16 protein-coding genes are annotated in these 26,449 nt (G+C 61.8%); 13 read left to right on the top strand and 3 right to left on the bottom strand.

All coding sequences use genetic code 11. From position 1 onward, the window contains the following. Window positions 1-54: 54 nt before the first annotated feature. Both BXY39_RS04625 and galE read right to left on the bottom strand, forming a co-directional pair. A complete protein-coding gene (locus BXY39_RS04625) occupies window positions 55-882 on the bottom strand; it encodes a sulfotransferase family protein (protein WP_170163625.1) in 828 nt (275 codons plus the stop codon). Further along, complete coding sequence (gene galE / locus BXY39_RS04620) at window positions 879-1,931, bottom strand: UDP-glucose 4-epimerase GalE (protein ID WP_121937623.1); 1,053 nt, start codon at window positions 1,929-1,931, stop codon at window positions 879-881. The genes BXY39_RS04625 and galE overlap by 4 nt, the downstream gene beginning before the upstream one ends. Before the next feature lie 166 nt (window positions 1,932-2,097). Between galE and BXY39_RS04615 the strand changes: the two genes are divergently transcribed. The 8 genes from BXY39_RS04615 to BXY39_RS04580 all read left to right on the top strand — a co-directional run bounded on the left by BXY39_RS04615 (window position 2,098) and on the right by BXY39_RS04580 (window position 17,668). After that, window positions 2,098-3,663 carry a hypothetical protein gene (locus tag BXY39_RS04615; protein ID WP_121937622.1) on the top strand — a complete coding sequence of 522 codons (1,566 nt, stop codon included), beginning with the start codon at window positions 2,098-2,100 and terminating at the stop codon, window positions 3,661-3,663. A gap of 113 nt (window positions 3,664-3,776) precedes the next feature. Then, window positions 3,777-5,000, top strand: a complete 1,224-nt coding sequence (locus BXY39_RS04610) for a glycosyltransferase (RefSeq protein WP_121937621.1) — start codon at window positions 3,777-3,779, stop codon at window positions 4,998-5,000. Window positions 5,001-5,265: 265 nt separating this feature from the next. Further along, the gene (locus BXY39_RS04605; RefSeq protein ID WP_121937620.1) at window positions 5,266-8,322 is read left to right on the top strand and encodes a beta strand repeat-containing protein; all 3,057 of its coding nucleotides are present in this window, start codon (window positions 5,266-5,268) and stop codon (window positions 8,320-8,322) included. A 245-nt stretch (window positions 8,323-8,567) separates the two neighbouring features. After that, a complete protein-coding gene (locus BXY39_RS04600; RefSeq protein ID WP_121937619.1) occupies window positions 8,568-10,652 on the top strand; it encodes a type I secretion system permease/ATPase in 2,085 nt (694 codons plus the stop codon). Further along, window positions 10,652-12,019, top strand: coding sequence for an HlyD family type I secretion periplasmic adaptor subunit (locus BXY39_RS04595; RefSeq protein ID WP_121937618.1), 1,368 nt, complete (start codon window positions 10,652-10,654; stop codon window positions 12,017-12,019). The genes BXY39_RS04600 and BXY39_RS04595 overlap by 1 nt, the downstream gene beginning before the upstream one ends. 63 nt (window positions 12,020-12,082) lie before the next feature. After that, on the top strand, window positions 12,083-14,269 hold the full coding sequence (locus BXY39_RS04590) for a DUF6212 domain-containing protein (protein WP_147453472.1): 2,187 nt from the start codon (window positions 12,083-12,085) through the stop codon (window positions 14,267-14,269). Then, window positions 14,262-16,997 (top strand): sulfotransferase, encoded by a 2,736-nt coding sequence (locus tag BXY39_RS04585; protein ID WP_170163624.1) that lies wholly within the window; start codon window positions 14,262-14,264, stop codon window positions 16,995-16,997. Before BXY39_RS04590 ends, BXY39_RS04585 begins: the two co-directional genes overlap by 8 nt. Before the next feature lie 11 nt (window positions 16,998-17,008). After that, window positions 17,009-17,668, top strand: a complete 660-nt coding sequence (locus BXY39_RS04580; RefSeq protein ID WP_121937615.1) for a sulfotransferase — start codon at window positions 17,009-17,011, stop codon at window positions 17,666-17,668. A 4-nt stretch (window positions 17,669-17,672) separates the two neighbouring features. Here the strand turns inward: BXY39_RS04580 and BXY39_RS04575 are convergent, their stop codons facing one another. Beyond that, window positions 17,673-18,818 carry a polysaccharide pyruvyl transferase family protein gene (locus BXY39_RS04575; protein WP_121937614.1) on the bottom strand — a complete coding sequence of 382 codons (1,146 nt, stop codon included), beginning with the start codon at window positions 18,816-18,818 and terminating at the stop codon, window positions 17,673-17,675. A gap of 294 nt (window positions 18,819-19,112) precedes the next feature. Between BXY39_RS04575 and BXY39_RS04570 the strand changes: the two genes are divergently transcribed. The 5 genes from BXY39_RS04570 to BXY39_RS04550 all read left to right on the top strand — a co-directional run bounded on the left by BXY39_RS04570 (window position 19,113) and on the right by BXY39_RS04550 (window position 26,441). Next, window positions 19,113-20,267, top strand: coding sequence for a glycosyltransferase family 61 protein (locus BXY39_RS04570; protein WP_121937613.1), 1,155 nt, complete (start codon window positions 19,113-19,115; stop codon window positions 20,265-20,267). Between the two features lie 190 nt (window positions 20,268-20,457). Next, window positions 20,458-21,564: a DegT/DnrJ/EryC1/StrS family aminotransferase gene (locus tag BXY39_RS04565; RefSeq protein ID WP_170163623.1), complete on the top strand. Its 1,107-nt coding sequence runs from the start codon at window positions 20,458-20,460 to the stop codon at window positions 21,562-21,564. Between the two features lie 8 nt (window positions 21,565-21,572). Then, entirely contained in the window at window positions 21,573-23,510 is a 1,938-nt protein-coding gene (locus BXY39_RS04560) for a tetratricopeptide repeat protein (RefSeq protein ID WP_121937611.1), read from the top strand. Further along, window positions 23,500-24,855, top strand: a complete 1,356-nt coding sequence (locus BXY39_RS04555) for a hypothetical protein (protein WP_121937610.1) — start codon at window positions 23,500-23,502, stop codon at window positions 24,853-24,855. Before BXY39_RS04560 ends, BXY39_RS04555 begins: the two co-directional genes overlap by 11 nt. A 23-nt stretch (window positions 24,856-24,878) precedes the next feature. Further along, entirely contained in the window at window positions 24,879-26,441 is a 1,563-nt protein-coding gene (locus tag BXY39_RS04550) for a glycosyltransferase family 61 protein (protein WP_170163622.1), read from the top strand. Window positions 26,442-26,449 lie beyond the last annotated feature (8 nt).

The following is a 26,449-nucleotide window of genomic DNA, read 5'->3' as shown; positions in this document are numbered from 1 at the left end:
ACGCCCACACTCCGGGCGGATGGTGATCATGCCGGTTTGATAAAGACCGGGGGATCAAAAATCAAAATCCACATATGGCCGCAGGCATTTTGATTCCAATATGGCTTTTTCTTCGTCGCTGAGAGTGATCCGTTGTGCGCTGTCGGTTTGTACCAGGCTGGTTTTGCGGCGTTCCGGCGGCAGGCTTTGCAGGTAGGCTTCCTTGCTCAGACTTGCCACGGGTGCTTTCAGGGGCAGTTGCCGTCCGATGACGCGGTCCTGGATAAACTGCATGAACCCATCCAGATCCCGGCTCAGGGTGTCATACCGCACGATGGTGATGTTATCACGCTCCGCCTCGACGATTTTGACATAATTGGGCCAGCGCCGGGTCGAGAATTTATGGATCAGTTCCCGGCGCGGGCCGGAGCCCGGATCGTTGAAGGCCGGGGACCGGTGATCGGCCATATGCCGGCACAGTGACCGGAAGGTCGGCATCGGATCCCGGTAGACACAGACGACCCGCGCCGTGGGGAAAACGAACCGTATGGCATCCAGATGGAATATGTTGCGGGGCGATTTTTCAACCAGAACGCGGCAATCCTGCGGCACAGGCTGATCGTTGAAAAAAATGCGCGTGAACAGCGACCGGTGCAGGGCCGCCATCCGGTTCTCGGTTAGGGGGCGTATGGTGCCGCTGCCGTCATAGACTTCCTTGTTGACGAACTGGATGTTGATATTGAATTCACGCACCATGGCGTTGAAACGGTCATGGAAAATACGGAAATAATCCGCTTCCCCCCTGGTATAGACCCCGTCCAGAAGCCCGAACGCCCGGCCCACAAGCGTGGTACCGCTTTTTGTATATCCGCCGATGAAAACCGGTAAAATTGGCTGTGTCACGGCATGGCTCCGCTGTTGTGGGTGCCGTTCCCGCAGCCTGTGCCGTCCCGGCCTGACGCATAGGCCCAGGCATGCCGGACAATGTCCTCAAGGGCGTTGAACCGGGGGCGCCAGCCCAGTATGTCCGCCGCGCGGCCTGCATTGGCGACCAGTCGGGCGGGGTCACCGGGCCGGCGACCGCTTTCCTCGGTCCTGAAGGACTGCCCCGTGACCGACCGGACGGTATCGATCACCTGCCGCACGGAATATCCCTGTCCGTTGCCCAGATTGAAGGCATCAAAACTGCCGCGGTTTTGGCTCGTGTCTGAACCGGTTTCATCTTGGGAAAGCAGGCGTTTCAGGGCCAGGACATGGGCCTCCGCCAGATCCGAGACATGGATATAATCGCGGATACAGGTGCCGTCGGGCGTGTCATAGTCCGTCCCGAAGATTTTGATGCAGGGCCGTTGTCCCATGGCCGCCTGTATAACCAGGGGAATCAGATGGGTTTCCGGGTCGTGCCGTTCGCCCAGGCGCCCCTCGGGGTCTGCACCGGCCGCATTGAAATATCTCAACGCTATGGCGCGCAGCCCCTCGGCGCGGGCCATGTCATCCAGCACATGTTCCACCATCCGTTTGCCGTGTGCGTAAGGATTGATCGGCTTTTTTTCGTCCGTTTCCGTGATCGCGGCGGTGCCCGCATTGCCGTAAACCGCAGCCGTGGACGAGAAAACCAGTGTCCTTACGGCGTGACGCCGCATGGCCTCAAGAAGACACAGCGTACCGGACACATTGTTATCGTAAAACGCAAGCGGGTCGCGCACGCTGACGCCTGCCTCGATCAGGGCGGCGAAATGGATGACAGCGTCGATCCTGTGTTCCTCGAAAACCCTGTCAAGGGCAGCGGCATCGCGGATGTCGCCCTTGACGAAGGCGCCTGCTGTGACAGCATCGCGGTGCCCGTTTGACAGATTGTCAAAGACGACCGTATCGAAGCCTGCCGCCTGCAGGGCCAGAACCGTATGCGATCCGATAAAACCGGCGCCACCGGGAATGAGAACTGTCGGCATGAAGGGTATTCTGCTCATACTGGGAAGACGAAAACCCCGCACTCTTCGCATGGCGGCCTTGTAAGTCAAGACCGTGGCTGTCTAAAGTGCTTCATCCCTGTCCACTATCAGTCGTCGTTGCTGTCAGAAGCCGCGCCCGGCGACTGCCCTTTGTCCGGTTTACAGTATGTCCGACCAGAATGTCTCTTCCGTGCAGCTTTTGGAAACCGTGCCGGACCCCGCCGGTCCCGAGGATGTCGCAGTCTTGCTGCACCGTGTCCGCTTGATCGAGGAGGACGGGATTCTGGACGGTCATTTCTTTTTTCCCAGATACCACTGGTATCATGCCGATACTGGGTGTGCCCGGTCGGCAGTGGCGGCGGCCGACACTCTTTTTCACGAGGCCGGAGCCGCGTCCCGCCATGCCGATCAGGTGACGGCCGCGGCCATCCTGTTCCGCTTCGCGGATGAGCCCGAACCCTTTATCCAGGCCCTGGCGGACAGATGGACCCCGGAATGGTTGGAGACCTTGCCGCCGGCTCTGGGGGTTGAGCTGTGTATCCTGTTCTATTTTCAGCGCCACTGGGCACAATTGGAGCAGACGGCGTGCCGGCTCTTGCAGGGGCGCACAGTATCACCCTTTTGGGCGGCATATTTGGCGGATTTCCATTTCTTTGCCGTGCTCCAGCCTCTGCAACCCGGACGCAAGGAGGGCCGGTTGACGTCTCAGGATGTGTCCCGTCTGGAGGAGGCGTTGAGCCTAAACCGGCGGGCTGTGCCGGGGATGCGGAAAAATCTGCTGATTCACACGGGCGTTCTGGCCGCCCTGCGCGGGGATGTTACCGACTCTCAGAATATTCTGGCCGAAGCCCGCCGCGAATCCGGACGCACGACGCATTTTTTCCGGTCCGTCGAGCATGTATTGTCCACGGATGAAATGATAGCCCTGTGCGGCGAGGCGGAAACGGCGGACGATCTGAACAAGGCGGAGACCTATCCCTGGCTTGATCTGCGCTTACGGCATGCGCCGGATGGCCCGGTGTTTCTGGTGTCGTGCGACCACGCTTACATGGACGGATTTATCGATGGATATCTGGCAAGCGTGGCACAGCGCAGTCCGGATACGCTCGTCCATCTTCACGCGTTGGGCTTTGACCCCTCTGAGGCCCGGCTGCGCGACCTTGAGGACCGCCACGGTGTCGGACTGAACCTGACGGTGGACCGGTTCAGTCCCCTGCCGGATGGCGGCGATGGTCTCAAGGGTTATGCTGTGTGCAGCCGTTTCATGTATATGCCCCTTTATTTGCGGCATTACGATCTGGTCACCGTCACGGATATTGACGGCGCCATTCTGGAACCCTTGCGGGATGTCTGGGCCGGGCATGAACGCAGCACGCTGATGCTCAGCCCCTATCTGCGCGCCGACAGGTCCGCTTACCCTCCGGTCTGGGGCAGCGTGACGGGGGGTGTTGTCGGCTTTACCGCCGATGACGGGGCCGCCCTGTTCGTCAGGACGCTGGCCCTCTACCTGCGCCGCCGCGTCGACGCCTGTGTCACGCGCGGGGAAAAGCTCTTCTATGCGGACCAGGCCGGCCTGGGTCTTGCCTATCTCGCTCTTAAAGACCGCTGCCCGTTCGCGCGCATGTTTCCGGGACTGTTTCGCCAGGGCGGCGAGATGCGCCCGCGTCAGCGCTGGCTCGGGAAACAGTCCGCCCAGGAGGCGTTGCTTCGCGACCGTCTCGGCCTTGAGTAGGCATTCAGCGTGCGTGCCACCGGCCTGCCGACCGGTTGCGTCCTGCCGCTATTTCGCGTAGAGCGCCGTCTGGTTACAGCCGTCATCCGCCGTTTGGGGAAAGCAAATCAGTCATGAAAATATTGTTCATCCACAATAATTTCCCGGGGCAATATCGCCGCATCTATCAGTATCTTGGCCAGTTTCCGGACTATGAAATGGCCGTGGCCACGCTGGCCACCAACAAGCAGGATTTTGACCTGCCCAGCGTGCGCTACAGGCCCCACCGGGAACCGCGCAACAATATCCACCCCTCGCTGGTCAGCACCGAGGCGGCCGTGCTGATGGGGCAAGCGGCTTACAAGGCACTTTTGAAAGTGCGAGACAGCGGCAAGGCGCCGGATATCATCCTGTCCCATTCCGGCTGGGGGGCCTCGCTGTTTTTGAAGGATCTGTTCCCGGATGCGAAGCTGCTGAATTATTATGAATGGTATTATCACTGCCACGGCAGCGACGGCGAATTTCTGCGCGATGAACCATACGGCCCGGATGACGAAATCCGCCTGCGGATGAAAAACACGCCCATCCTTCAGGACCTGTCGATCATGGACTGGGGGCAGTCGCCGACCGCCTTTCAGCACAGCCAGCTGCCGGCGATTTTTCATGACAAGGTGACGGTGCTGCATGACGGGGTTGATACGGCCTATTACTGCCCCGACTCCACGGCGCGCATAGACCTGCCGGACGGGCGCAGCCTGACGGTGGATGATGAAGTTGTCACCTATGTTGCCCGCGGGATGGAGGATTATCGCGGCTTTCCCCAGTTCATGGAGGCGATCGCCGCATTGCAGAAACGCCGGCCGCACATGCACACCGTCCTGCTCGGTGCCGACCGCGTGGCCTACGGCGCGCGGCAGCCGGACGGCAAGGGCCTGAAAAACTGGGCGTTGAAGACATTCGAGTTTGACACGAATCGTCTGCATTTCCTTGGCGTGCAGCCTTTCGGCACTTTCCGCAACCTGATGCAGGTCAGCTCGGCCCATGTTTATCTGACGGTGCCCTTCGTCCTGTCCTGGTCCCTGATGGAGGCGATGAGCTGCGGCGCCCTGATCGTCGGTTCCGACACCGCCCCGGTCCGCGAGGTTATAAAAGACGGTGAAAACGGCGCCCTCGTGCCGTTTTTCGAGCCCGAGGTTTTGGCGGACAGGCTGGATAGGGTTTTGCAGCGCCCAGATGATTTTCTTGAACAAAGAAAGCAGGCGCGTCATACCATTGTCACACAATATGGCGTAGAAGACATCTTGCCCCGGCAGCGCACCCTGATCGAGGATGTGGCGTCGGGCCGGTTGGGGGTCTGATGTGTGGCAAAACTGCTACAGGTCGGATGCCTCTTTGTGGAAACATGCTAACCTGTTCTAAACTTTGTTAGATGTGGCCATTTTTGTGTGTCACGGTGGAGCCGGTTAGCAGCATATTGACCTGTGGACGCCATTAGTGCGTCTAAAGGTAAGTATGTGGTTGACAGTAAAGACGGATTATAGGTATCCACATAACCTCGCGGGGGGAGCTATGTGGATACTTGCGCCTCGTACGAGTTTATAAAGAGCCTTTTAGGAGGAATAAATGGCAGGACAGCCAAATAATTCAGAGATTGGTACAGGGGGGGATAACGAACTCCTCGGCACCATTGGTTTTGACAGTCTTGATGGTGCTGGCGGCAACGATACGTTGACCGGCGGTCCCAACCGCGATCTCCTGATTGGCGGTACAGGCGACGATTCAATCGTTGGCGGCGTTGTCAACGGTGCCGGCGGGGTGTCCGGTGTTACAAACGGTGACACCCTGATCGGCGGTGACGGCGACGATACGCTGATCGCTGATACCGGGGATGCTTCGGAGCTGAACAGCCTTGCGGGAAATAACGACGGTGACCTGCTGTTTGGTGGCGCTGGCGATGACAAGCTGGTCGGCAGCTCCGACGGTGATGGCGTTGCCGGTACATTCACATCCGGTACCGGTGCAAGCCGCGTCTTTGATGCTTCTGCCCTTTCAACGTCGGGTGGCGGTCTGTTTGGTGGCGCTGGCGATGATAACATCGATGGCGGCGCCGGTAACGACGTTGCTTTTGGTGGCAATGGCGACGATGTCATCGATGGCAACACCGACAATGACGTGCTGGCCGGTGAAGGCGGCAAAGACACCATTGATGGTGGCCTTGGTGACGACACGATTTCCGGCGGTGCCTGCGATGATGAGATCATGGGCGCTGAAGGTGACGATGTCCTCTTCGGCGATGACGGTGATGATGAACTGAGCGGTGGTGCTGGCGGCGACACCATTTACGGTGGTGCCGGTGACGATACCATCATGCTGGGCTCTGCTGTAAACAACAACGATACTGAAGCTGCTTACGGTGGCTCCGGTGATGACACCATCTACGACAGTAATGGTGATAACACCATTGATGGTGGCTCTGGCACCGATACTGTTGTCTTTGATGGCGATCTGGATCTGACTGAACTGAACGAGGCTGGTGGTGCGTTTACCATTGAGGCTGGTAAGGTGGCTGGTAAGGCTGGTCCTGACGTCCGGACCGGCGCCGACACTGTGACGGGTGTCGAGTTTCTGCGCTTCGGCAATGTCACGCTCAACACCTCCGAAAACCAGGATTTCGTCAGCTTTGCCGGCAGCAGCAACAATTATGACGAAAGTGAAGGCGCGTTTGTCACCGCCGGTTCGCAGGCCATCAGCGGCAGCGATCTGGCTGACAAGGTTCTCTCCTTCCAGGGCGGTGGCGATAACTCTTTGGCGTTGTCCACGGCTAACTGGAGTGTTGTCAGCGTTGATGGCAAGGCTGTGTCTGGCACGGGCACAACGTCCGTCACTCTGGACAGCGGTGCGACCCTGTCCATCAATGCGGCCGGCAACTTCGATTACACGCCGACCCAGGCGGCGACTAACTTCAGTGAAGAAGTTGAAGAAGATGCCGTCATCCGGCTGGAAAATAACAATGGCGACACCATCGACGTCACTCTCGACTTCATGATTGAGACGAACAACAAATTTGTTGCTCTGACCGATACCGGTGACACGCTGCAAGGCGGTGATGCCGACGAAGAGTTTACTGGTGGCACTGGTGGCGACAGGATCTTCGGCGGCAAAGGTGATGATATCGTCAATGCAGGCGCGGGTGCCGACCGTGTCGAAGGCAATGCCGGCGATGATACCCTGAATGGTCAAGCTGGAATCGATCGTCTTATCGGTGGTAACGGTGACGATGTGATTAATGGCGGTTCCGAGGGCGATACGCTCAACGGCGGTTTTGGCGACGATAGCCTGCGCGGCGGCAACGGCGATGATGTCTTCAACGCCGGCGGTACGTCCAATGTCGACGGCGACGACACCATTATCGGCGATGCCGGTAATGACCTTGTCTTTGCTGGTGCCAATGATGACTTTGTCGTCGGTGGTGGCCAGGGCGCCAGTGTGGATGATGACGGAGCCGACACCCTGTTCGGTGGCTCCGGCAACGACACATTGTTCGGCGGCTCCGATCTTGGCGGCACCGGTGTAAGGGCATCCAATCGCCCCGACGATGAAGCCAACACCCTGTGGGCCGGAACAGGTCAGGATGAAGTCTGGGGTGCCGGTGGCAACGATATTGTCGGCGGCGGTGCCGGTAACGATGATATCTGGGGTCAGGACGGTGATGACGTGCTCTTCGGTGGTAAGGGCGACGCCAGCGCTGCAACGGCTCGCGATACCATCCGCGGCGGTGACGGCGATGATACCATCCGCGGTGGCGATGGTAACGACAGCCTGCTGGGTGGTGACGATGACGACATCATCTTCGCCGGTGTCGACGATGACGTGATCGACGGCGGTGCTGGTGACGACCAGTTGTTCGGCGGTGGCGGCCTGGATACGATCCTGGGCGGTGCCGGTGGCGACAGCCTGTTCGGCGGTGCCGGCAACGATGATCTGGACGGTGGTGCCGGCAATGACAACCTGCGCGGCGGTGACGGCAACGATGCCCTTGCCGGTGATGCAGGTAATGATGTCCTTCGCGGCCAGGACGGTGATGACACCATCACGCTGGGTGCCGGTAGTGACTGGGCCGATGGCGGTGACGGTGACGACACCATCACCGTGGGCGGTGCCGGCAACGGTGACACGGTCTTCGGCGGTGACGGTGACGACACCATCCTGGATGACGGAACCGCGACCTCCGGAACCATTGTGATCAGCGGTGGTGACGGTAAAGACACCATCACGCTGGATGACGGTGCCAACAGCGACATCGACGGTGGTGACGGCAACGACACCATTTCGGTTGGTGCAGGCCATCATACCATTGACGGTGGTGCCGGCAGCGACGACATCGTCTTGGGCTCCGGTATTGCAGACACGTCCGCGCAGCAAGCGACTTCCGTCGACACGCTGGTGTTCGCGGCGGGGTCCGGCAACGATACGGTCACGGGCTTCAACGGTGACTATGACGCCCTGGATCTGAGTGGTACGGCGACCGACTTCACCAGCATTACCGATCTGCTGAATGCGTCCTCGCAGGCTGGGAATGATGTCCTCGTCAACCTCGGCGGTGGTGACATCGTAACCTTCAAGAACGTTACACTGAGCGTTCTTGTCGAAGCCGACGGTAACGGCAACATCACCTACTAATCCGGTCCGATCGAACCGGTTCATGATTGACGGGAAGGGGGCTTCGGCCCCCTTCTTTCGTTGGGGCCCTGAAGTCGCCGGCTGACCTGAAAAATCAGGAGTGTTGCCGGGCCCTGTATGGAGGGTAGGGCCGGGCAGGTGCAGTGTGTTTTGCATGTGCGGGCCGGGGGCTCTATGCTCGACAGTGTGGGCGGCCCTGTGATAGGTCAGCCCTTGACGATTTTTGTTATCCGGAAGATGCGTACATGAAAGCGACTGACGCGTTAGAAGACGCGACGCGGACCTACCGCAAAAGCCTGCGGCTTGTTGCGGTTTTTTCGCTTTTGTCCAGCCTGTGCATGCTGGCCCTGCCCATGTTCATGTTCAACACTTACCGCAATGTCATCCCGTCCAAGAATATCGAGACGCTGATTGCCCTGTTTCTGCTGGCGCTGGTGCTGCTGGTGACGATGGGCATTCTGGATGCGGCCCGTCAGATCATGATGTCAAAGGCGGCCAGCCGGTTTGAAATGAAACTGGCCGGCATTGTCATGGCGGGTGAATTGAACCGGCAGCATGACCCCCGCAGCCAGACGGTGGGCGATCTGCTGCTGATGCGCCAGTATCTGTCAGGGGGGGCGTTGACGGCTCTTTTCGATCTGCCCATGTTGCCGCTGTTCCTGATTGTGCTGTATCTGATCCACCCGGTGCTTGGCACCGTCGTGCTTGTGGGCGGATTGGGGCTGATCGGGCTGGCACTTTGGGCTGACAGGGAAACCGAACCCTATCTCCAGAAAAACAATCAGAATATGGTGCGATCCCAAAAAAGCCTGGGCATGCATTTCGCCATGCAGGAATATGTGCGGTCCCAGGGGCTGTACCGGCAATCCCTGGCCGATTGGGGGCAGTATCAGAAAGAACTGATCGCCAGTGGCATGGACCACGCCGCCAAGACGGCGGCGCACACCGGTATCGCCAAATCCAGCCGTCAGATTCTGCAGGTTCTGCTGATCGGCAGCGGGGCCCTGCTGGTTCTGGCCGGTGACGCCGATATGGTGGTTGTGTTCGCGGCCGCGATCATCGGCGGGCGTGCCCTGCAACCGGTGGACCAGCTTGTCGGCGGCTGGAAAGGGTTGCGCCAGACCTATGACGCCTACAAGCGCCTGTCGGCCCGTATGGCGGAACTGAGCCTGCCGCAGGCGGCGACGCCGCTGCCGGCGCCAGACGGCAAGGTGCTGCTGGAACGCGTGACCTATGTACCCCAGCCGGGAAAACCGCCGATCCTGCGCAATATCAGCCTGTCGGCGGACCCTGGCGATATTATCGGTGTGATCGGTCCGTCCGGTGCCGGTAAATCGACCCTGTCGCGTATTCTCGTCGGATATCTGGAGCCCAGCATCGGGTTCGTCCGTCTCGACGGGCAGGAGCTCAAGGTCTGGGACCCTGTCGCGCGCGGGTTTCATATCGGCTATGTCCCGCAAAGGGTGGATTTTTTTGAAGCCACGGTGCGGGAAAACATTTCCGGTCTCAGAAATGAGGACCCGCCTGAATGGGCCGTCTCCGCGGCCCAGCGGGCCGGTGTGCATGACCTGATCCTGACCATGCCCGAAGGCTATGACACCCCGCTGTCGAAAAGCGGATACTGGCCGTCCGGTGGTCAGTCGCAGCTGATCGCCCTGGCCCGTGCTTTTTACGGCGATCCCAGGTTGCTGGTTCTGGATGAACCCAACGCATCCCTTGACCAGGTGGGAGAACAGATTTTCCACAATGCGCTGAAGACGGCAAAGGCATCCGGTATTACGTCTTTCGTGGCGACGCACCGTCCGGCCGCCCTGCAATATTGCAACAAGGTGCTGGTTCTGCAGGATGGACGCCAGACGGACTTCGGCCCCACACAGTCCGTTCTGGGCGGCAAGGCCGTCAAAACCCAGGCGGTGGGAAAGGCCCAGCCGGAAGCTCAAGCAGAAGCCCGGTCGGAAGCCCGGACAGAAGCTCAGGCACAAGCTCAGCCTCAAGTGCGGACACAAGCCCGGCCAAACGTGCAAAAGGGCGCCGGCGCGTCTGGAAAGGCGCCGGCCCGTACGCCCGCCGCTGCTGGAACGCGGAAGGCTGCCGCCGTATCCGCCAAGGCGAACGGGGCTGGTGACAATACTGGCGACAATGATGGCAGCGACAAGTCCGGCCAGCCGTCCAAAACCGTCGGCACCGATGCCCCGAAACCCGCATCGGGCAAGGCAGCGGATCCGTCCGCACCGAAACAGAAACGTGTGCGCCAGCGTTTCAACGTGCAGGATGTGATGGCCGCGGCCAAGGCGCAGTCCTCCAATAAGACCCCGGAAGGAGCCGACTGATGACCGACACGTCGATTGCCCCGCGCGGCAGCACCCTTCCCACCGTTCCGGACCTGAAAGGATTTACGGAAGACGACCTTCAGGACTGGCATGGCGGTATGCCCGTCACCCGGGAGCGCATTGTCCGTTTTGCCAAGATCATCGGGTTGATCGTATTCGGGTTCGGCTCGATCTGGGGGGCGACCGTGCCGCTTGGCGGGGCCATCAGCAGTCAGGGGCGCGTTATCGCCGAAGACCGCAACCGCGTGGTCCAGCATCTGGAGGGTGGTATTCTCTCGGATCTCAGGGTGCGGGAAGGCGACCGGGTGGAAGAAGGCCAGATCCTGGCCATTCTGGATGATACGCAGGCCAATGCCCGCCTGCGCAGCATGCTGGTGCGGCAGGCGATTTTACGCGTTCAGCTTGCCCGGCGCCGGGCCGAGGTCGCCGACCAGACCAGCATTACATTCCCGGCCGATATCCGCGCGGATATTCTGGAACACCCCCGCGTACAGGAAACCATCCGCAGCCAGATATCCGAATTCAACGCCCTGCAGGACCTGCGTGCCAGTGAAATCGCCATCCTCGATTCCCGCATCGCCAGTGAGGAAAACGATATAGAAGGGCGCGGCGAACTGGTGAAGGCCCTGCAGAAACAGGTGGATCTGTACCGGCGCGAGCTGACGGATTTTCGCGATCTGCTGGATAAGGGTCTGGTTCAGCGCACGCGCGTATTCTCGACCGAACGCAATCTGGTCGCAACGGAAGCACAGCTGGCCGAAACCAATCTGGAAATCCAGAAATCGCGCAACAACATCGTCAACCTGGACAATGAGAAGCTGCTTGTCCGCCTGAATCAGCTGAAGCAGGCCGAGGATCTGGCCGTTGAATTGCAGAAAGCCCTCAATGACGCGGATGAACAGGTCGAGCGTCTGCTGGACCTGTCGGCCCGGACCGAGATGCGCTCCCCCGTGGACGGCATCGTCTTCCAGATATCCGCCCGCACCCTCGGGGCCGTGGTGCGTCCGGGTGAAACCCTGATGGAGCTGTTCCCGATTGACGACAAATTGCGCGTCGAGGTGAAGCTGAGCGTCAAGGATGTCGATGAGGTCGAGGTGGGTCAGCCGGCGGAAGTTCATTTCGGCACGCTGGGCAAGGAAAAACCCCTGGTCGGTGAGGTGAAATATGTCTCCAGTGACGCTGTCGTCACCGAAAAGGACCCGGCGGGCCATTTCATCGCCTATGTCGATGTGGACCCCGGGCAGGATACAAAGCAGATGTATCCCGGCAATATGGGGCAGGTGTATATCCTGACAGAACCGAAAACCTTCTTTTCCATCCTGGCGGGTCCGTTCAATCGTGTCAAAGTCAACGCTTTCAACAGCTGACCGTGCCCTGCCGCAACTGTAAGACCTATGCTTTCTGATATTCGATTGTCACAGCGGGCCCTGGTGACCCTTCACGGTGACCCGTGCGTCATCCTCGTCGATGACCGTCTTTTCAACCTGGCCCGCGCCAGCCTTCCGGACTGGGTCCGGCTGCTGGTGGTCGAGGACAGTGGATGTATCCGCGCGGCGGAAGAAACGGTTCCGCCAGCCGGTACGGTACCGCTGAGGGGTATTCCCGCCGGCCTTCAGGCCATGGCGGTTTCAAAGGCGCTGACATGGACGGTGGAGGCCATTGCCGCGCTGGCCCTGCGCACCGGGACGCAGACCCCGTTCGATATGCTGGTTGTCGAACCGGGGAAAGCCGCTGGAATGGACGGGGCCGTCTCGCGGTTTTTTACCGGGACGATGGCCCGTATTGCCGGTGAGCAGCAGGCTCGACTGACACAGGTGGAAGTCGAAGCCACGCACCTTCGTCAGGAAGTGGAACGTCTGCTGCTTTTGCAGGAGCGCGGTCGGGCCCTGGTGGAAGCGGTCGGGCTGGAGACGGACGTTGTGGTCTCGGAGCAACCTCTGGGCCGCCAGACGGTTGGTCCCGGCGGCGATATCGATACCCGCACAGTGCGGCAGCGCTTGTCCGTGGATAGTGCCGCGCTTGCCGCTTTTGCATTTTATGTGGATGAAAGCAGTTTGCCTGATGCTGAAACAGGGCAGGGAAAGCCGGTTTTGACCATGCGCCTGGTTCGTCCGGGCGATGGTGTTTTGCTCCATCAGGTTTCCTTCGCCGCCGCGGATCTCGCCCCTGGATGGAACCGGGTGCATCTTTCCCGAGTCGAGCCGTCAACCTTTGGTGACGGGGTGCTGGAAATCCTCTGGCCCGGCGTGGACGAAGGGCCGCGGTTGCGCCTTGCCGGGGGGATGGCGTCCCGTATCGAGATCGACGGTGATCGTGAACGGCGCACGCTGGCGATGAAGCTGTTCAAAGGCATTGGCGGCATGGTCCGGTTGCCCAGCCGGACCGATCTGATGCCGGCGGAACCCCTTGTCCGCGAACAGCGTCCCTTTGCCGATGTCTGGCCCGATTTGTGTTTTCTGGATGATGGGGAGGAGGCCGTGGATTTACCGACCCGGGCCGGTTTCAATCCATACAGCCGCAATCCGGATGCGGGCTGGATCCAGACCCATCCGGTGCAGGGAACGGTCATCGGTGTTGCCGCTGCCGGATACCTGCCGGCCATGTGCCGGCAGGTACAGGTGTCGGTCAGCCTGGATCATGCCGAGGCAGCCCCGTGCGCGGTTGCCATATATGCATCCCCATCGGTGGCCGGGGAAAGCCGTCCCCGGACCTTTCAGCACGCGTCCGGGATATTGAAACAGTTTGCGCGATCCGGTGACGCTGATGACTTAGTGGCCGGCGGCGCGCTGGGGCCGGCCTGTGTCCTGAAAAAACTGGCCGCGAATACCCGGGCAGTGCTCGCACTGGACTTTGACGATCTGCTGGACGGGCCGCACGATCTGGTCTTGGCGGTCGTTCCCCTGTTGCCGGAAACGCAATATGGCTGGCTGCGCTGGCATGACATCCGGTTTGGTTATGACCCGGACCCGCAATGTGCTGATATGGCGCCTTTGGTGGTTGCGGACACGGCTGATATCTCCGGCCGGGCTGGCGTTGCGCGCAAAATGATGCGGATTGTCCGTTTTCCCGAACTGGCGCGGGAAATCGCCTTTCTCGGCGGTGAGAAACGGCTGGACACATTGACGGAAACAGTCGGCTTCAGACCGCTTCTGATCAGTGAGGATGTCGGGTATCTGCAAACACACCCCCTGGACAGCGAGCCGTCGGGCGCCTTGGTTCCGCATGTGATCACGGCAGGGGCCGAGGCCGTCAGCCTGCATTTTCACACCGCGCATGAGGCGGCGCCGCATTTCCTGTATATTGCCGTTTTTGTCCGCGACGACATTGCCGATCCCATCGCCTGTGCCAGATCCCTGTATCAAACCCTGGACCCTTCCGGTTCCCGGGACCGTTCCGGCGATCTGGAAAACGGCGCGGTGGTCTGGCAGGCCGTCCGGACAGCCGGTGCCACGCCGCGTGTCATGCATCAGACGTTCGACCCCGGCAGCGATGCGACATGGTCCCTGGTTCTGATGGTGAAACCGGTTGAAAACGGTAACACCCGGTACGGCTGGTGCCGTTGGACAACACTCAGCGTACGGCAGCGGGCCATCGCGGCGGCGGATGCAGATGGCTGACGGTGCCGTCATGTCATCGGAAGCCTCTGCGGACACAGGAGGGGGAGCGCCGATCGGGGTGGTGATCCCGGCCTATGGTCATCCGAAATTCCTGGCCGAGGCGATCATCAGTGCCTGCACACAGTCCACTGAGCGGGCAATTCTTGTCGTCGTGGTCGAGGACGGCTGCCCGTTTGCCGAGACGGGGCAGGTGGTGCGCGGCCTTCTGGGACGGTTTCCGGGGCGCCTGTTTCACCTGCGCCAGGCCAACACGCGGCTGCCGGGGGCGCGCAATACCGGTATCCGCTTTCTTCTGGATATGGCGCCCGACCTTGACGCGGTTTTCTTCCTGGACGCGGACAACCGCCTGGAACCTTATGCCATTGAAAGTTACCGCCGGGTATTGGGTGACAATCCGGCGACAGGCTGGGCCTATCCCGACATTGCCCTTTTTGGTCTCAGTTGGGGCGAAGAGGGGTTTGATATCCGCGAGACGGCGCCGGATTATTCCGTCCTGAAGCATCTGAGCGGAAATATTTCCGAGGCCGGGTCGCTGGTCCGCGCCGATCTGTTTCGCGCCGGCCTGTTTTTCGACGAAAGCATGCGGGCCGGGTTTGAGGACTGGGACTTCTGGTTGTCGGCGATCGCGGCCGGCTTTCGCGGCCGGCGTGTGCGGGATGCCGGGTTTCTCTACCGCCGCCGTCCCGAAAGCATGCTGTCCGATGCCCGGCGCGGCGAGGACCCGTTGCTTGTCCGGATGAAACGAAAGCATGCCGATCTGTTCAACCCCCGTTTCCTGATGCGGACGGTGGAACGGGAAGCGCCGACGTTTGCTTTGTGGCTGGCGGACAGACAGGAAGTGCTGTTTTTTGCCGATCCCTTGCGGCTGGGCCGGGCCTATCCTCTCGCGGATTTCATCGATCTTTGCCGGCGCCGGCTGTTCAGCCCGCGTGAGATTTTCTTCCCCGAACAGGTCTTTATCACCACGGCGGCCATTTGGCGGGCGATGACGCAGCGTCCGCGCAATCTGCGCACGGTTTTTTGGCGATTGCGCGGTGCCGCGTCCGATATCCTGTTCTGCCGGGTGGCGGACGGCGTGATCGGTGATTTGCATATTGGCGCCGGTGACGCGGCGGATGCCGGCGGTTTTACGGCAATCCACAAGTCTGTTTTCTTGCGGTTTCTGGCCGGTCGCATGGATATGCCGTCCGTGCCGGACAGGGCGGTCGTCGCCGGGTTTCCGGTGGACCGCGCCGATGCCGGGCCACAGGCGGACGCGGCCGCCCTGCTGGACGGATTGCGCCGGCACCTGCCGGTGCCGAGGGCACATCTGCACCATCATCAGCGCCGCTATGCCGGTCCGGATGCGGATACGGTGCGCGCGGGGCTGGTCGATGACCTGACCAGGGCGGATGAGATTGTGCAGCCCTTTCCGCTTGTCCGCGATGCATCGACACCGCTTGTGGCCCTTGCGGTGCCAACACGGTTTCTGACCTGTGAGCGGGCCTGCGACCGCTTGCGGCGGATTGTCCGGCTTTTGTCCGAACGGGGTGCCGCCGTGACACTGGTCGCGGAGTTTGACCCCACCCTTCAGGGTCTGGGCCGGGCCGCCCGTCTCGCCGGCGAGGGGGTGGTGGATCTTGTACCGCTGCGCTGCATGACGCCGGACGGCCCGGACAGTCTGGGGTATCGGCCCTATCTGGGGCACAGGGCCGCCATACAGCTGAAACCGGGCCAGGTTCTGGAAATACAGACGGCCCTGATGCAGATGGACGCCGTTGTCGCCCTGGGCGCCTCGGCCATGGTGGAATGTCTTGGCGCGCTCAGACCGTACGGGGTGAAGGGATTTGTCCTGGCCGATCCGGCTTTCATGGACGAGCGTGACACCAGGGCGCAGACCCTGGCCCGTCTTCTGGCCTATGAGCATGCCGAGGACGCCATTTTCACCGACACCGCCGAAATCGTGACCGAACTGGCCGCCATGGGGGTTCCACGCGGGAAGATCGACCCCTCTTCCAGTCTGGCGGACCGGGTTCTGCCGGCGCGGCCGCGTCCTGTGCCGTCCGGCACGGTTGCGCCGGGCTGGCGGCCGAAGGACGGTTTTGTCTTTGTCGTCACATACGGCCGGTCCGGGTCGACCCTGTTGCAGACGCTGTTGCAGTCCATCGACGGGTATTTTTTTCGCGGTGAAAACGCCAACGCCTTTCTGCCGGTTTTCGACAGTTACAGACGCGCCCTGTCCCTGCGCCACAAATTCAACATCCGCCGCCCGGTGCCGCCGACCGGTCCCTGGTACGGGGCTGACGAGGTTGATCCCGATGCCTATGCCCGCGCGCTGACGGATGTTTTCATCCGCCAGGTGCTGCGGCCCAGTGCCGGGGCGCGGGTCGTCGGCTTCAAGGAAATCCGCTACCACGAAATCCCGGAAACCCTGTTTGAGCCCTATCTGGATTTCATCCGCGATATGTTCGCCCCGGCGAAAATCATCTTCAACATGCGGGACTGGCGCGCCGTCATCAAATCGTCCTGGTGGGCGACCATGCTGGAGGGCAAGGTCCGCGACATGGTGGAAACCGCCGATGCCGCCTACCGGGACTATGCCGACCGGCACGCGGACAGTTGTTTCCTGCTGAATTACGATGACTACAAAGCCGACCCCGAGGCCCTGAAGCCGCTGTTCGACTTTCTCGGCGAGCCGTTTTCGCCGGATCATGTCCGCGGCCTGATGACCAATCGGCTGAAGCATTAGACGGACGCGCCATGGATAGGGTCCAGCATGTTTTCATCGTCACCTATGGCCGGTCCGGCTCAACCCTGTTGCAAACGGTCCTGAACGGTATCGACGGATACTGTATTCGCGGTGAAAACAACAATGTCCTGCTGCCGGTTTACCGCGCGGTGCAGCGGTTGAGGCGCGCGCGGCAAAGGCACATGGCGGGCGTATCGCCGACATCGCCGTGGTTCGGGCTCGACGGCGCGGACCCTGACGCGCTTGCCCGGCATATGTGCGACGCCGTGCGGCAGACGGTGTTGCACGTGCCGTCCGGCACCCGCGTCGCCGGGTTCAAGGAAGTCCGCTATGACGAGATCGAGACGGCGGATGAATTCAACGGTTATCTCGACTTTCTCGCCGACCGGTTCGGCGGCGCCCGCTTTGTCTTCAACATGCGCGCGGGCGCGGCGGTGGCGCGGTCGAAACGCTGGCGCGACGACCCCGTGGACGTGGTGCTGCGCCGCGTGGCCGACATGGACAGGCGGTTCGCGGCCTATGCGGCCCGGCGCCCGGAAACGTCATTCCTGATCCGGTATGAGGACTATGACGGCAGCCTGCAGGGGCTGAAACCGCTGTTCGACTTCCTGGGCGAACCGTTCGACATGGACAGCGTCGGGAAAATCCTCGGCGTGCGCCTGCCGCATTGACCGGCTACGGGCGCGTGTCGAAATTCTTCATGAAAAACGTGTCGAACCGGGCGCACTGCTCCCCATAGGTTTTGTTGAACAGGCTATAATCGGCTTTTTCGACCATCCGGTCGAACCGGTAGCCTTCGCGCTCGATCTCGTCCGGTTCCACATGGGGCAGATGCAGCAGGTCGCACAGTTCCCGCGTGCGGGTGTCATGCGTGACCCAAAGCGCGGGCACCCCGCACATCAGGGCCATCATATTGCCGTGGAACCGGGCGCCGAAGGCGAACTGCCGGGTTTCCATATACCGTTTCCAGTCGCCGTAGCGGAAGAAGATATGGGTGCGGTTCAGCAGAAAATCTTCCAGATCGCGTGCCGGTATTTTTTCAGGCCCCAGATAGGCGGTGATATTGTCCAGATGCCGTTTTTCGATCTTCTTGTGGAAGGCGGTCCAGGCTTCGGAAAAATTGGTCTGCACCACATAGTCGAACCCCCTGGCGACACAGTCCGCCAGCATCTGCCGCTGAACCGTTTTCAGCGTCTGATGCAGGGGATATTCCTGCCTGTCGCGCATCATGTGCAGGGCCGCGCGGGAAATGTCGCCGGCGGCCGGCACGTTGATCCGCGCATCCTCGCCGCTGCGCAGATACATGGTCGGGCAGCCGGTGACCTCGATATTGTGAATGCCCAGACGGCGCACCACATCCGCCGTGAACGGACCGCGCACCCCGATCCCCCGCGACCGCTCGGCCGCCAGTTTGAGAAGCCGCTGCGTGCCCCTCGGCACGCTGATCCGGGCGCTTGTGTCCTCGCCCTGCGCGCCGATGCCCAGGATCAGAAACGGCAGATGCGTCTGTTCCAGGAATTTTGCCAGATACCCGTAATCCGTTGTGCCGTTCAGGATATTGGCGGCGGCCATCACCACCGCGTCAAACCGTTCGTCCAGCCACTCCGGGGTGATGTCGGCATCGTGAAACATCTCCCACCGGCCGAGGAAACGGATTTTTTCCACATCCGGCAACAGGCGCTCAAGATGGCGTTTGACCGCTTCGCCGATAAACATGTTGCCGGTGTTGCCGCCCGCCCGTTTCATCAGCCACAGAAAATCGCGGCTGCTCACATCCTGATCGTCCAGAAACCAGCGGCAGCCGACAACAAGAATTTTCACGTGCAACACTCCGAATGGCGATTGAAATCCCGGTTCAAATCCGGATTGAAAGTCTGATTTCAGACCCTGGCGAACGGGCCATAGCAATAGTGCCTAACGCCGGCAATCGCAACCGGCGCCGCCGCACGCCCGGCGCCGGCCGAGGAACCGCTTTTCTCCGGCCCCGTCCGGGGATATGTATGCCGGGTGTGGACGGCCCGTCGTGCGTTTGGCCAGTGGTGCGCTTGGCCCGTATCCCGGACCAAATGCACAGGCCAGATACACAGACCGGTTTTCCCGCCCTTAGGAAACAGAATGCCCGACGCCGTCAAAGCCCGCATGATCGCAGTCCCGGACGCGCTGCTGCATCCCTACACCGATCTTCAGCCGCCGTTTCCCGGCGGCCTGTCCGGTGTGCATGACGGCGATATCGGCCGGCACAAACGCCACGGCAAGCCGGCGGACTGTCCGCCGCCGCAGGTCGACGGGCCGGTGGCGACACTGCCGGGCCGGTACATGTATGGCGGGCCGCTTTTCATCCATTACGGCCATTTCATCACGGAAAGTCTGGGGCGTCTTTGGGGCCTGTCTCCTGCGGATGAGACATATGGCCCGGTCGACGGCGTTGTTTTTCTGCCCCTGACGAAGCTTGAAATCGCCGGTGCCGATGACCTCAGGGCCTATATGACCCGCACTTTCGAGTATCTCGGCCTGGCGCCCGACCGTCTGGTGTTCCCGAGTGCGCCGGTGCGGGTGGAAAGCCTGATCGTACCCGAACAGGGATGCGGTCTCGGCATGCCCAGCCTGCCGGCGTTTCGCCGCTTTGTCGCCGCCCGCCGCCGGGAAAAACACTCCCCGCACAAATATGTCTATGTCTCGCGCGAGAATTATCTGCACAAGGCCAGTCTGCTCGGCGAAAGCCTTCTGGCGGCGCGGCTGGCGGCGGCGGGGTTTTTCATCCTGCGGCCCGAGGAATATCCCATCGCCGAACAGGTCGATATCCTGGCATCCGCCGATGTCCTCGTTTTTGCCGAGGGCAGCGCATTGCACACCATGCTTCTGGTGCCGGACTATCGGGGCCGCGTCTATATCGTGCGCCGGCGCAACAATGCCCAGCATTTCCGGCCCCAGCTTCAGGGCCTGGGGATCGATGTGCGTGAATTCGATGCCACCGTCATGCTGCCGCAGCTTTTCGGACAGGCCCGCTGGGGGCATGCCATGACCGATATCCGCATGGTCCTGCATTGCCTGCGTCTTGAACTGGGGCTTGATATCGATGTGCCGCAGCGGCGCGACTGTATCGACGCGGTGGAGGCCGATCTGCTGCGGTATATCGACCTGGCCAGAACCGCCGACGGTCTCAGGCGCGACAATATCGAGCCCTTTCTGGCGGCGGTCGAGGTGACGGGGTTTGCCATGCCCGCCTTTCGTCAGGCATATGCCCGCCATATCATGCCGCGCCGGGCCTGATGCGCTATCCGGGCGACAGGCACCCCTGATCGCGGCCGTCAGCCTGCGACGGTGCCGTGTCGCGGCGGGCAGCAACCCATTGCACAGCATCGGGCCCTTCGATATAGACTGGGGGCCTTGATGTATGGGCCGCGAGGGGCGGCCCCCTTTCAGGTCGTGCGGGTCCCGCCCGCGCCTTGGAGAGATATGCGTGACGCCCGACTGGTCGATTAAATGCCTGGTACCCGATTTGCCGGCGCCGGAAGACATTCTGCCGTATTTGCGGACCATGCACGACAATCGCTGGTATTCCAATTTCGGCCCCCTCGTGAACCGGTTCGAGCGTGATATCGCCGCCTTTCTGACGGAAACGGATGGCCGGCCCCTGCATGCGGTGGCGGTGTCGTCGGCCACCGCGGCGCTGGACTTGATGCTGCGCGCCGCCGACCTGCCGGAAGGGGCACATATCCTTCTGCCGGCCGTGACATTTCCGGCCACCATCCTGACCGTGATGAACGCGGGATACACCCCCGTCATTGCCGATGTGGACCCCGTGACCTGGGACCTGACACCGGCGATTGCCACGGCCATCACCGCGTCCATGCCGATCGCGGCGGTGATGCCCGTGGCGCCGTTCGGCTACGGGCTCGATATCGCCGGCTGGCAGGGGTTTCGCGGTGACACCGGTCTCCCGGTCTTTTTCGATGCCGCCGCCGTTCTGGGACAGCAGCCGGTCTCGGCGGATATGCCGATGGCTTTCAGCCTGCATGCGACGAAACCCTTCGGTGTGGGGGAGGGCGGCCTCATGGTCACCGGCGATGCCGATCATGCGGCGCGCATCAGGCGCATCGCCAATTTCGGTTTTGACCAGGGCGTCATCGTCGAGCCCGGCGGCAACAGCAAAATGGCGGAATATTTCGCCGGTGTCGCCCTGGCGCAGATGGACCGCTGGCCCGGCCTGCTGTCCCGGCGGCGGGCGCTGTACCAATTCTATGAAAAGACCCTGGCCGGCCATGGTCTGGGCGATATGCTGCGGCGCCGGCCGGGCGGTGTCGTGCCGGCGACCCTGCCGCTGGACACAAGGGGCCGTGCCCGGGACCTGATGGCGGCGTTTACCGCGCGCGGCATACAGCACCGTCAATGGTATCTGCCGCCCCTGCACCGTCACCCGGCGTTCGCCGACTGTATGCGCGCGGCGGAGACCCTGCCCGTCAGCGACCGTCTCAATGACAGTCTTGTCGGCGTTCCCTTCCATGGTTTTCTGACGGAAACGGATATCATGACCGTTTGCGATACCGTCCGGACCGTTTGTGCATAAGGCGACCCATGACCCGGCTTCCTGAAGAACAGAAGAAAAAGCTGACCAAAACGGAGAAAGGCGCCCTGGCGTTTCAAAAGGCGCTCGCCCAGTTTGAGACGGCGGTCCGGGGCCGCGATTATGCGGCGGCCGGGCGGCCCCTGCACAAACTCCTGGAAAAGCTGGAAGGCCAGACCTGGACCTTCGGCGAAACCTTCGCCGATCCCGATGCCCGGGCCGAGCGGGATGCGACCCGCCTTGCCGCCGCCCTGACCGCCATGCTGGTCGACCCGGACCATCATATCCGCAGGCAGCTTTTCTTCATGCTGTGCCGCTACAAGCGGACGGTCGTCCAGATTTACGAGGTCAGCGGTTATGGCGGGACCGAGCATCTTGCCCAGCAGTTCGGCGAGGAGACCGACGCGAACATGCGCGGCCTGAAATCCCATGAGCCGCCCAAGCTGCTCGCCGGTCTGTCCATCAATGCCATGACGGACGAATTGCTGGCCATGATGATGAAACTTGACCCGTCGTTCAGCTTTGCCCTGGCGCTCGGCTTTCTGTCCGAACAGATGCTGTTCACCCCCCGGGCCGAACGCATACGCTCCAGATTGCTGTCCATGAGCCGGCACTGGCGGGATCTTCAGGCCAACAGATACTGGCTGCTGACCATCGGCCCCGCCTATATGGGGTGCAGTTACGCCACCGCCGCCCACAAGCATGACATCAAGCAGGCCCTGAACAGTGTCGTCCGGCGCTGGCTGATGGACAAGGGGGTAACGGACACGCCTCTGCCGCCCGTGCGCAAGGTGCGCAAGACGGTCAAGGACCGCCCGACCGTTCTGATCGTGGCGGAACTGTACAACAAGACGCACGCCATGCACCGCTGTTACGGGCCGTCCATCCGTGCGCTCAAATCCCGTTTCCACACGGTCATGATGATCGAAAAGGCCGCCCTGTCGCCGGAAATCGAGGATATGGTCCATGAAGTGGACACCACCGATTTCTCCTTTGACAATGTCGGGGCGTTTTTCGATGCGGTGAAGGCGCACAAGCCCGATATCCTGTACATGCCCAGTGTCGGCATGCGGTTGAAAAGCATTGCGCTGTCCGTGATGCGGCTGGCGCCGCTTCAGATGCTCACATTCGGTCATCCGGCGACGACACAGTCGCCGAACATGGATTATGTCATTGTCGAGGACGGCCAGATCGGCTCGGCCGACACGGTGACGGAAACGCTTGTCCTGCGTACGCCCGCACCGCTTTATTCCGACCGCGACGATGCAAAGCGTCTGCCGCCGGATATCCGTCTGGCACCCGATACGGTGCGCATCGCGGTCCCGGCCTGGTCGCGCAAACTCACCCCGAAATTCCTGTCCCTGTGCAGTGAAATCCGCCGCCGCGCCGCCCGGCCGGTGGAGTTTTACTTTTTCCCCAATGCCGCCGGCGCCCTGCATCAGGCGATCCAAAAGCGGCTGGTCCGGGTGCTGGATGCTGTTGTCTATCCCCGCACCGACTACAATGTCTATTCCGAGCGTCTGAACGAATGCGATATTTTCCTCAGCTCCTTTCCCTTCGGGGCCACCAACAGCCTGGTGGACGCCAGTCTTCTTGGATTGCCCATCGTCAATCTCTGGGGGCCGGAAACCCATTCCGCCAATGACGGACATCTGGTCTCGCGCCTGCGGCAGCCGAAATGGCTGACCGCCCGCACGGAAGAGGATTTCATAGTGGCGGCCGTGCGCCTTGTGGACGATCATGCGCTCAGGGTTCAGATCAGCCGCAACATCCTCGACGGTAGTCCCGGCAAGGCCTTTTTCGCCGATGGCGACACCAGCGCGGATGAGTTTGCCGATATTGTAACTGCCTTGTACCGGCATCATGAGTATATCCAGTCCAGCGGCCGCCATGTCTGGCGCACCCAGGATCTTGAATATTGTCAGGAAAGACCGGCCCATGCGTACTGAGACCGTCGCCGTCAAATCCGTTGCACCGCATCTGCTGCGCCAGATTCCCGACGACAGCGGCACGGTGCTGGTTTTCGGTGCCCCGCAGGGGCTGGCGCGGGCGGTGAAACTGTCCGGCCGCGCCCGGACGGTGATCTGTGCCTGTCCGGCCGGTACGGGGGGCATGCCGCACGGCGATGCCGTGCCCGACCGTATCATTGAACTGGATCTGGAAAATCCGGGGCTGCACATGCCGGCCATGGCCGCCGACTGCGTGCTGTTCGATCACGCGCTGGAGGCCGTGTCCGACCCGGTCGCCCTGCTGCGCGCGGCCACCGAAGCCCTGGCGCCGAACGACCGCGCCCGCATTCTGGCCGTCATCGCCAACATGCAGCATTTTCAGCGCCTGAAAGCCCTGTTGCGCGGCGATTACCAGCTGGGAGACTGGGGCAGCGGCCCCGTCGGCGAGAAGCATCCTTTCGCCTATTCCAACGTCTACAAGACGTTTCTGGACGCCGGGCTGTGGGTGGACCGGTTTGACAGGCACATTCCCGATATGTGCGACGACGATCTGTGGCAGGGCCTGGCCGCCGGTGTCGGCGCCGCGCGGGGCGAGGCCCCGTACATGCAGCGCCATATTCTCGCCCGCGATTTTATCGTCTCGGCCGGCCCCATTGCGTGGCTGAAGGATGTCGGCACCCATCGCCGGGGCCTGACCTTTGCCGTCGCCACCAACGACCCCATGCAGTTGAAGGCGAATTTCCGCCAGTCCCCGCTTTTCCGTGCCCATACGGACCGGTTCGAGACCCTGGTCTATGAACGGGCCCAGAATGCCCCGCAGGTGATCGCCGATGCTGTGGCGCGCGCCCGCCATGACATCGTTGTCTGGGTGCATCAGGATGTGTATCTGCCGCATTTCTGGGCCGACCGGTTTCTCGACCAGTGGCAGGACGCGGAGCGTCAGTTCGGACCGATCGGCGTTGCCGGCATTTTCGGCGCCCGCCGCAAGAACGGGGACCGCGACCTTGTCGGCAGTGTGGTCGACCGCTTTCTGGCGGGAACGCATGGCGGCCCCCTGCCGGCACGGGTCGATACCCTGGACGAGATCGTTCTGGCCTTTAACAAAAACCGGCCGCTTCAGCTGGACCCGGCCCTCGGCTGGCATTTCTACGGCAGCGATGCCGGGTTCAAGGCCGCGCGTGACGGCCGCGCCGCTGTCGTGCTGGAGGCGCCGGCCTATCACAATTCCCTGACGGGCAAGACACTGCCGGATGCTTATTTTGACAGCATGCGGCATTTGTGCGCCCTGTATCCCGATGAACTGCCGATTGCCGCATCCACGCGCCTGGTCACCGGCGCGGCATGACGCAGGCGCGGCAAATCCCCGGGATGCCGTGGCAGGCCAAAGTCCCGCTTGTCGTCTCGGACGCCGTGGTTCAGCCGGTGCGCGGCCTTCAGGACGGTGTTCTGCTGCCCGGCGCGAAAAGCGGTGTCCAGCTTGCCAACGGCAAAACCGTGACGCAGACCCTTCTGGACCGCAGCTATGCCCCGATCCGTTTCAAGCCGTCCGGCGACGTGGACGAAAAGGCTGATGAGGCCAAGCCCCCCTTCAAACTGATCAGGCGGGAAAAGCCGACACCGGCCATCCGGTCCCTGCCGGGGACCCATGTTTTCGCCAGATATCTTTTCGATCATTACGGACACTTCCTGTTGGAAAGCCTGTCCACCCTCTGGTTCCTGAAACAGTATCCCGACCTGCCGCTGGTGTGGGTGCCGGCCTGTTCCCTGACCGCCCTGCGGCCCTGGCAAACGCGCATGCTGCACCTTCTCGGTCTGCGCAACCCGGTCCGCATCATCACCGAACCGACACAGGTCGACCGCCTGATCGTGCCCCAGCCCGGCTTTGTCATTCAGACGCATTTCTCCCGCGCCCAGGCCGATGCGCTGGGGGTGGTCGCGGCCCGGCCCGTCACGCCGGGCAAGAAAATCTGGCTGTCCCGGTCCAGGATGAAAACGGGCCGTGTCGACAATGAAAAAATGCTGGAATTCCTATTGCAGCGGGCGGGGTGGCAGGTCGTCCACCCGGAAAACCATTCCCTGGACGAACAACTGGACTGGTTCGTCGACGCCGAACGCATCGCCGGTATTGCCGGCTCGGCCCTGCATACCCTGCTGCTGTTCAGGGAGATCGGGGCCAGGGTCGATATTTTTGCCCGTGGGCCGCTGATCAGCCGTAATTTCATCACCATCGCGGACCGTCTGGGGCTGGACCAGCATGTGCATTACGCCCGCATGGTCTCCACCACGCCTGGCGTGCCCTCCTATGAGGCCAACTGGTCATGGGTGTCGCTGGACCCCGTCCTGTCGGCTCTCGGGGTCCGGCGCCCGGTGTTCAGGCCCAACAGACCGCTGCGGTCCCTTGCCGTCAGGCTGGCGGCCATCGCCGGACGCCGCACCGGTGGACATGCCATCGCGCTCGGCGCCGTCAATCGTGAATTCCTCGAGGCTCTCAAGGACCTGAAAACAGCCGTGGCGGATGACCGGAGACCCGCCAGCCTGCCGGAGACGGACGGGGCCCTGCGCCGTTTCGATCTGTCCCCGGAACTGTATCTGGCCCGTTGCAAACCGTCCGCCAAGGCGTCTTTCATCCTGCTGGATGAACGCATGCCCCCGGCCCGGCTGAAAGCCCTGATAGACCGGGCCGCGCCCCTGGCCCTGGACGATGCCTTGTGGATACTGCCGGTCACCGCGACGGACGTTCAAACCCATGCGGCGGTTTTTGCCCATGCCTTTGACGGCGCCCCCCGGTGGCATCCCCACGGCGACGGCGATACGGCGGGGTCCCCGCAGGGGCTGCTGATCGCGGGCAGGGACCTCGACGCCGCCCCGGTTGCCGATATGCTTTCCGCTATCGATGTCCGGCCTTTGCCTGCTACGCTGCCGGCACGGTGACGGCGGTC

Origin of the sequence: Eilatimonas milleporae, from assembly GCF_003688555.1 — a bacterium.
Classification (GTDB): Bacteria; Pseudomonadota; Alphaproteobacteria; order Sphingomonadales; family Kordiimonadaceae; genus Eilatimonas; species Eilatimonas milleporae.
This window is presented reverse-complemented; position numbering and strand designations above follow the sequence as displayed.

Bases quoted from the DNA above. Each gene is read 5' to 3' on its own strand.
- galE (WP_121937623.1), bottom strand. From the start codon at position 1,931: ATGCCGACAGTTCTCATTCCCGGTGGCGCCGGTTTTATCGGATCGCAT.
- BXY39_RS04615 (WP_121937622.1), top strand. From the start codon at position 2,098: ATGTCCGACCAGAATGTCTCTTCCGTGCAGCTTTTGGAAACCGTGCCG.
- BXY39_RS04610 (WP_121937621.1), top strand. From the start codon at position 3,777: ATGAAAATATTGTTCATCCACAATAATTTCCCGGGGCAATATCGCCGC.
- BXY39_RS04605 (WP_121937620.1), top strand. From the start codon at position 5,266: ATGGCAGGACAGCCAAATAATTCAGAGATTGGTACAGGGGGGGATAAC.
- BXY39_RS04600 (WP_121937619.1), top strand. From the start codon at position 8,568: ATGAAAGCGACTGACGCGTTAGAAGACGCGACGCGGACCTACCGCAAA.
- BXY39_RS04595 (WP_121937618.1), top strand. From the start codon at position 10,652: ATGACCGACACGTCGATTGCCCCGCGCGGCAGCACCCTTCCCACCGTT.
- BXY39_RS04585 (WP_170163624.1), top strand. From the start codon at position 14,262: ATGGCTGACGGTGCCGTCATGTCATCGGAAGCCTCTGCGGACACAGGA.
- BXY39_RS04580 (WP_121937615.1), top strand. From the start codon at position 17,009: ATGGATAGGGTCCAGCATGTTTTCATCGTCACCTATGGCCGGTCCGGC.
- BXY39_RS04570 (WP_121937613.1), top strand. From the start codon at position 19,113: ATGCCCGACGCCGTCAAAGCCCGCATGATCGCAGTCCCGGACGCGCTG.
- BXY39_RS04560 (WP_121937611.1), top strand. From the start codon at position 21,573: ATGACCCGGCTTCCTGAAGAACAGAAGAAAAAGCTGACCAAAACGGAG.
- BXY39_RS04555 (WP_121937610.1), top strand. From the start codon at position 23,500: ATGCGTACTGAGACCGTCGCCGTCAAATCCGTTGCACCGCATCTGCTG.
- BXY39_RS04550 (WP_170163622.1), top strand. From the start codon at position 24,879: ATGCCGTGGCAGGCCAAAGTCCCGCTTGTCGTCTCGGACGCCGTGGTT.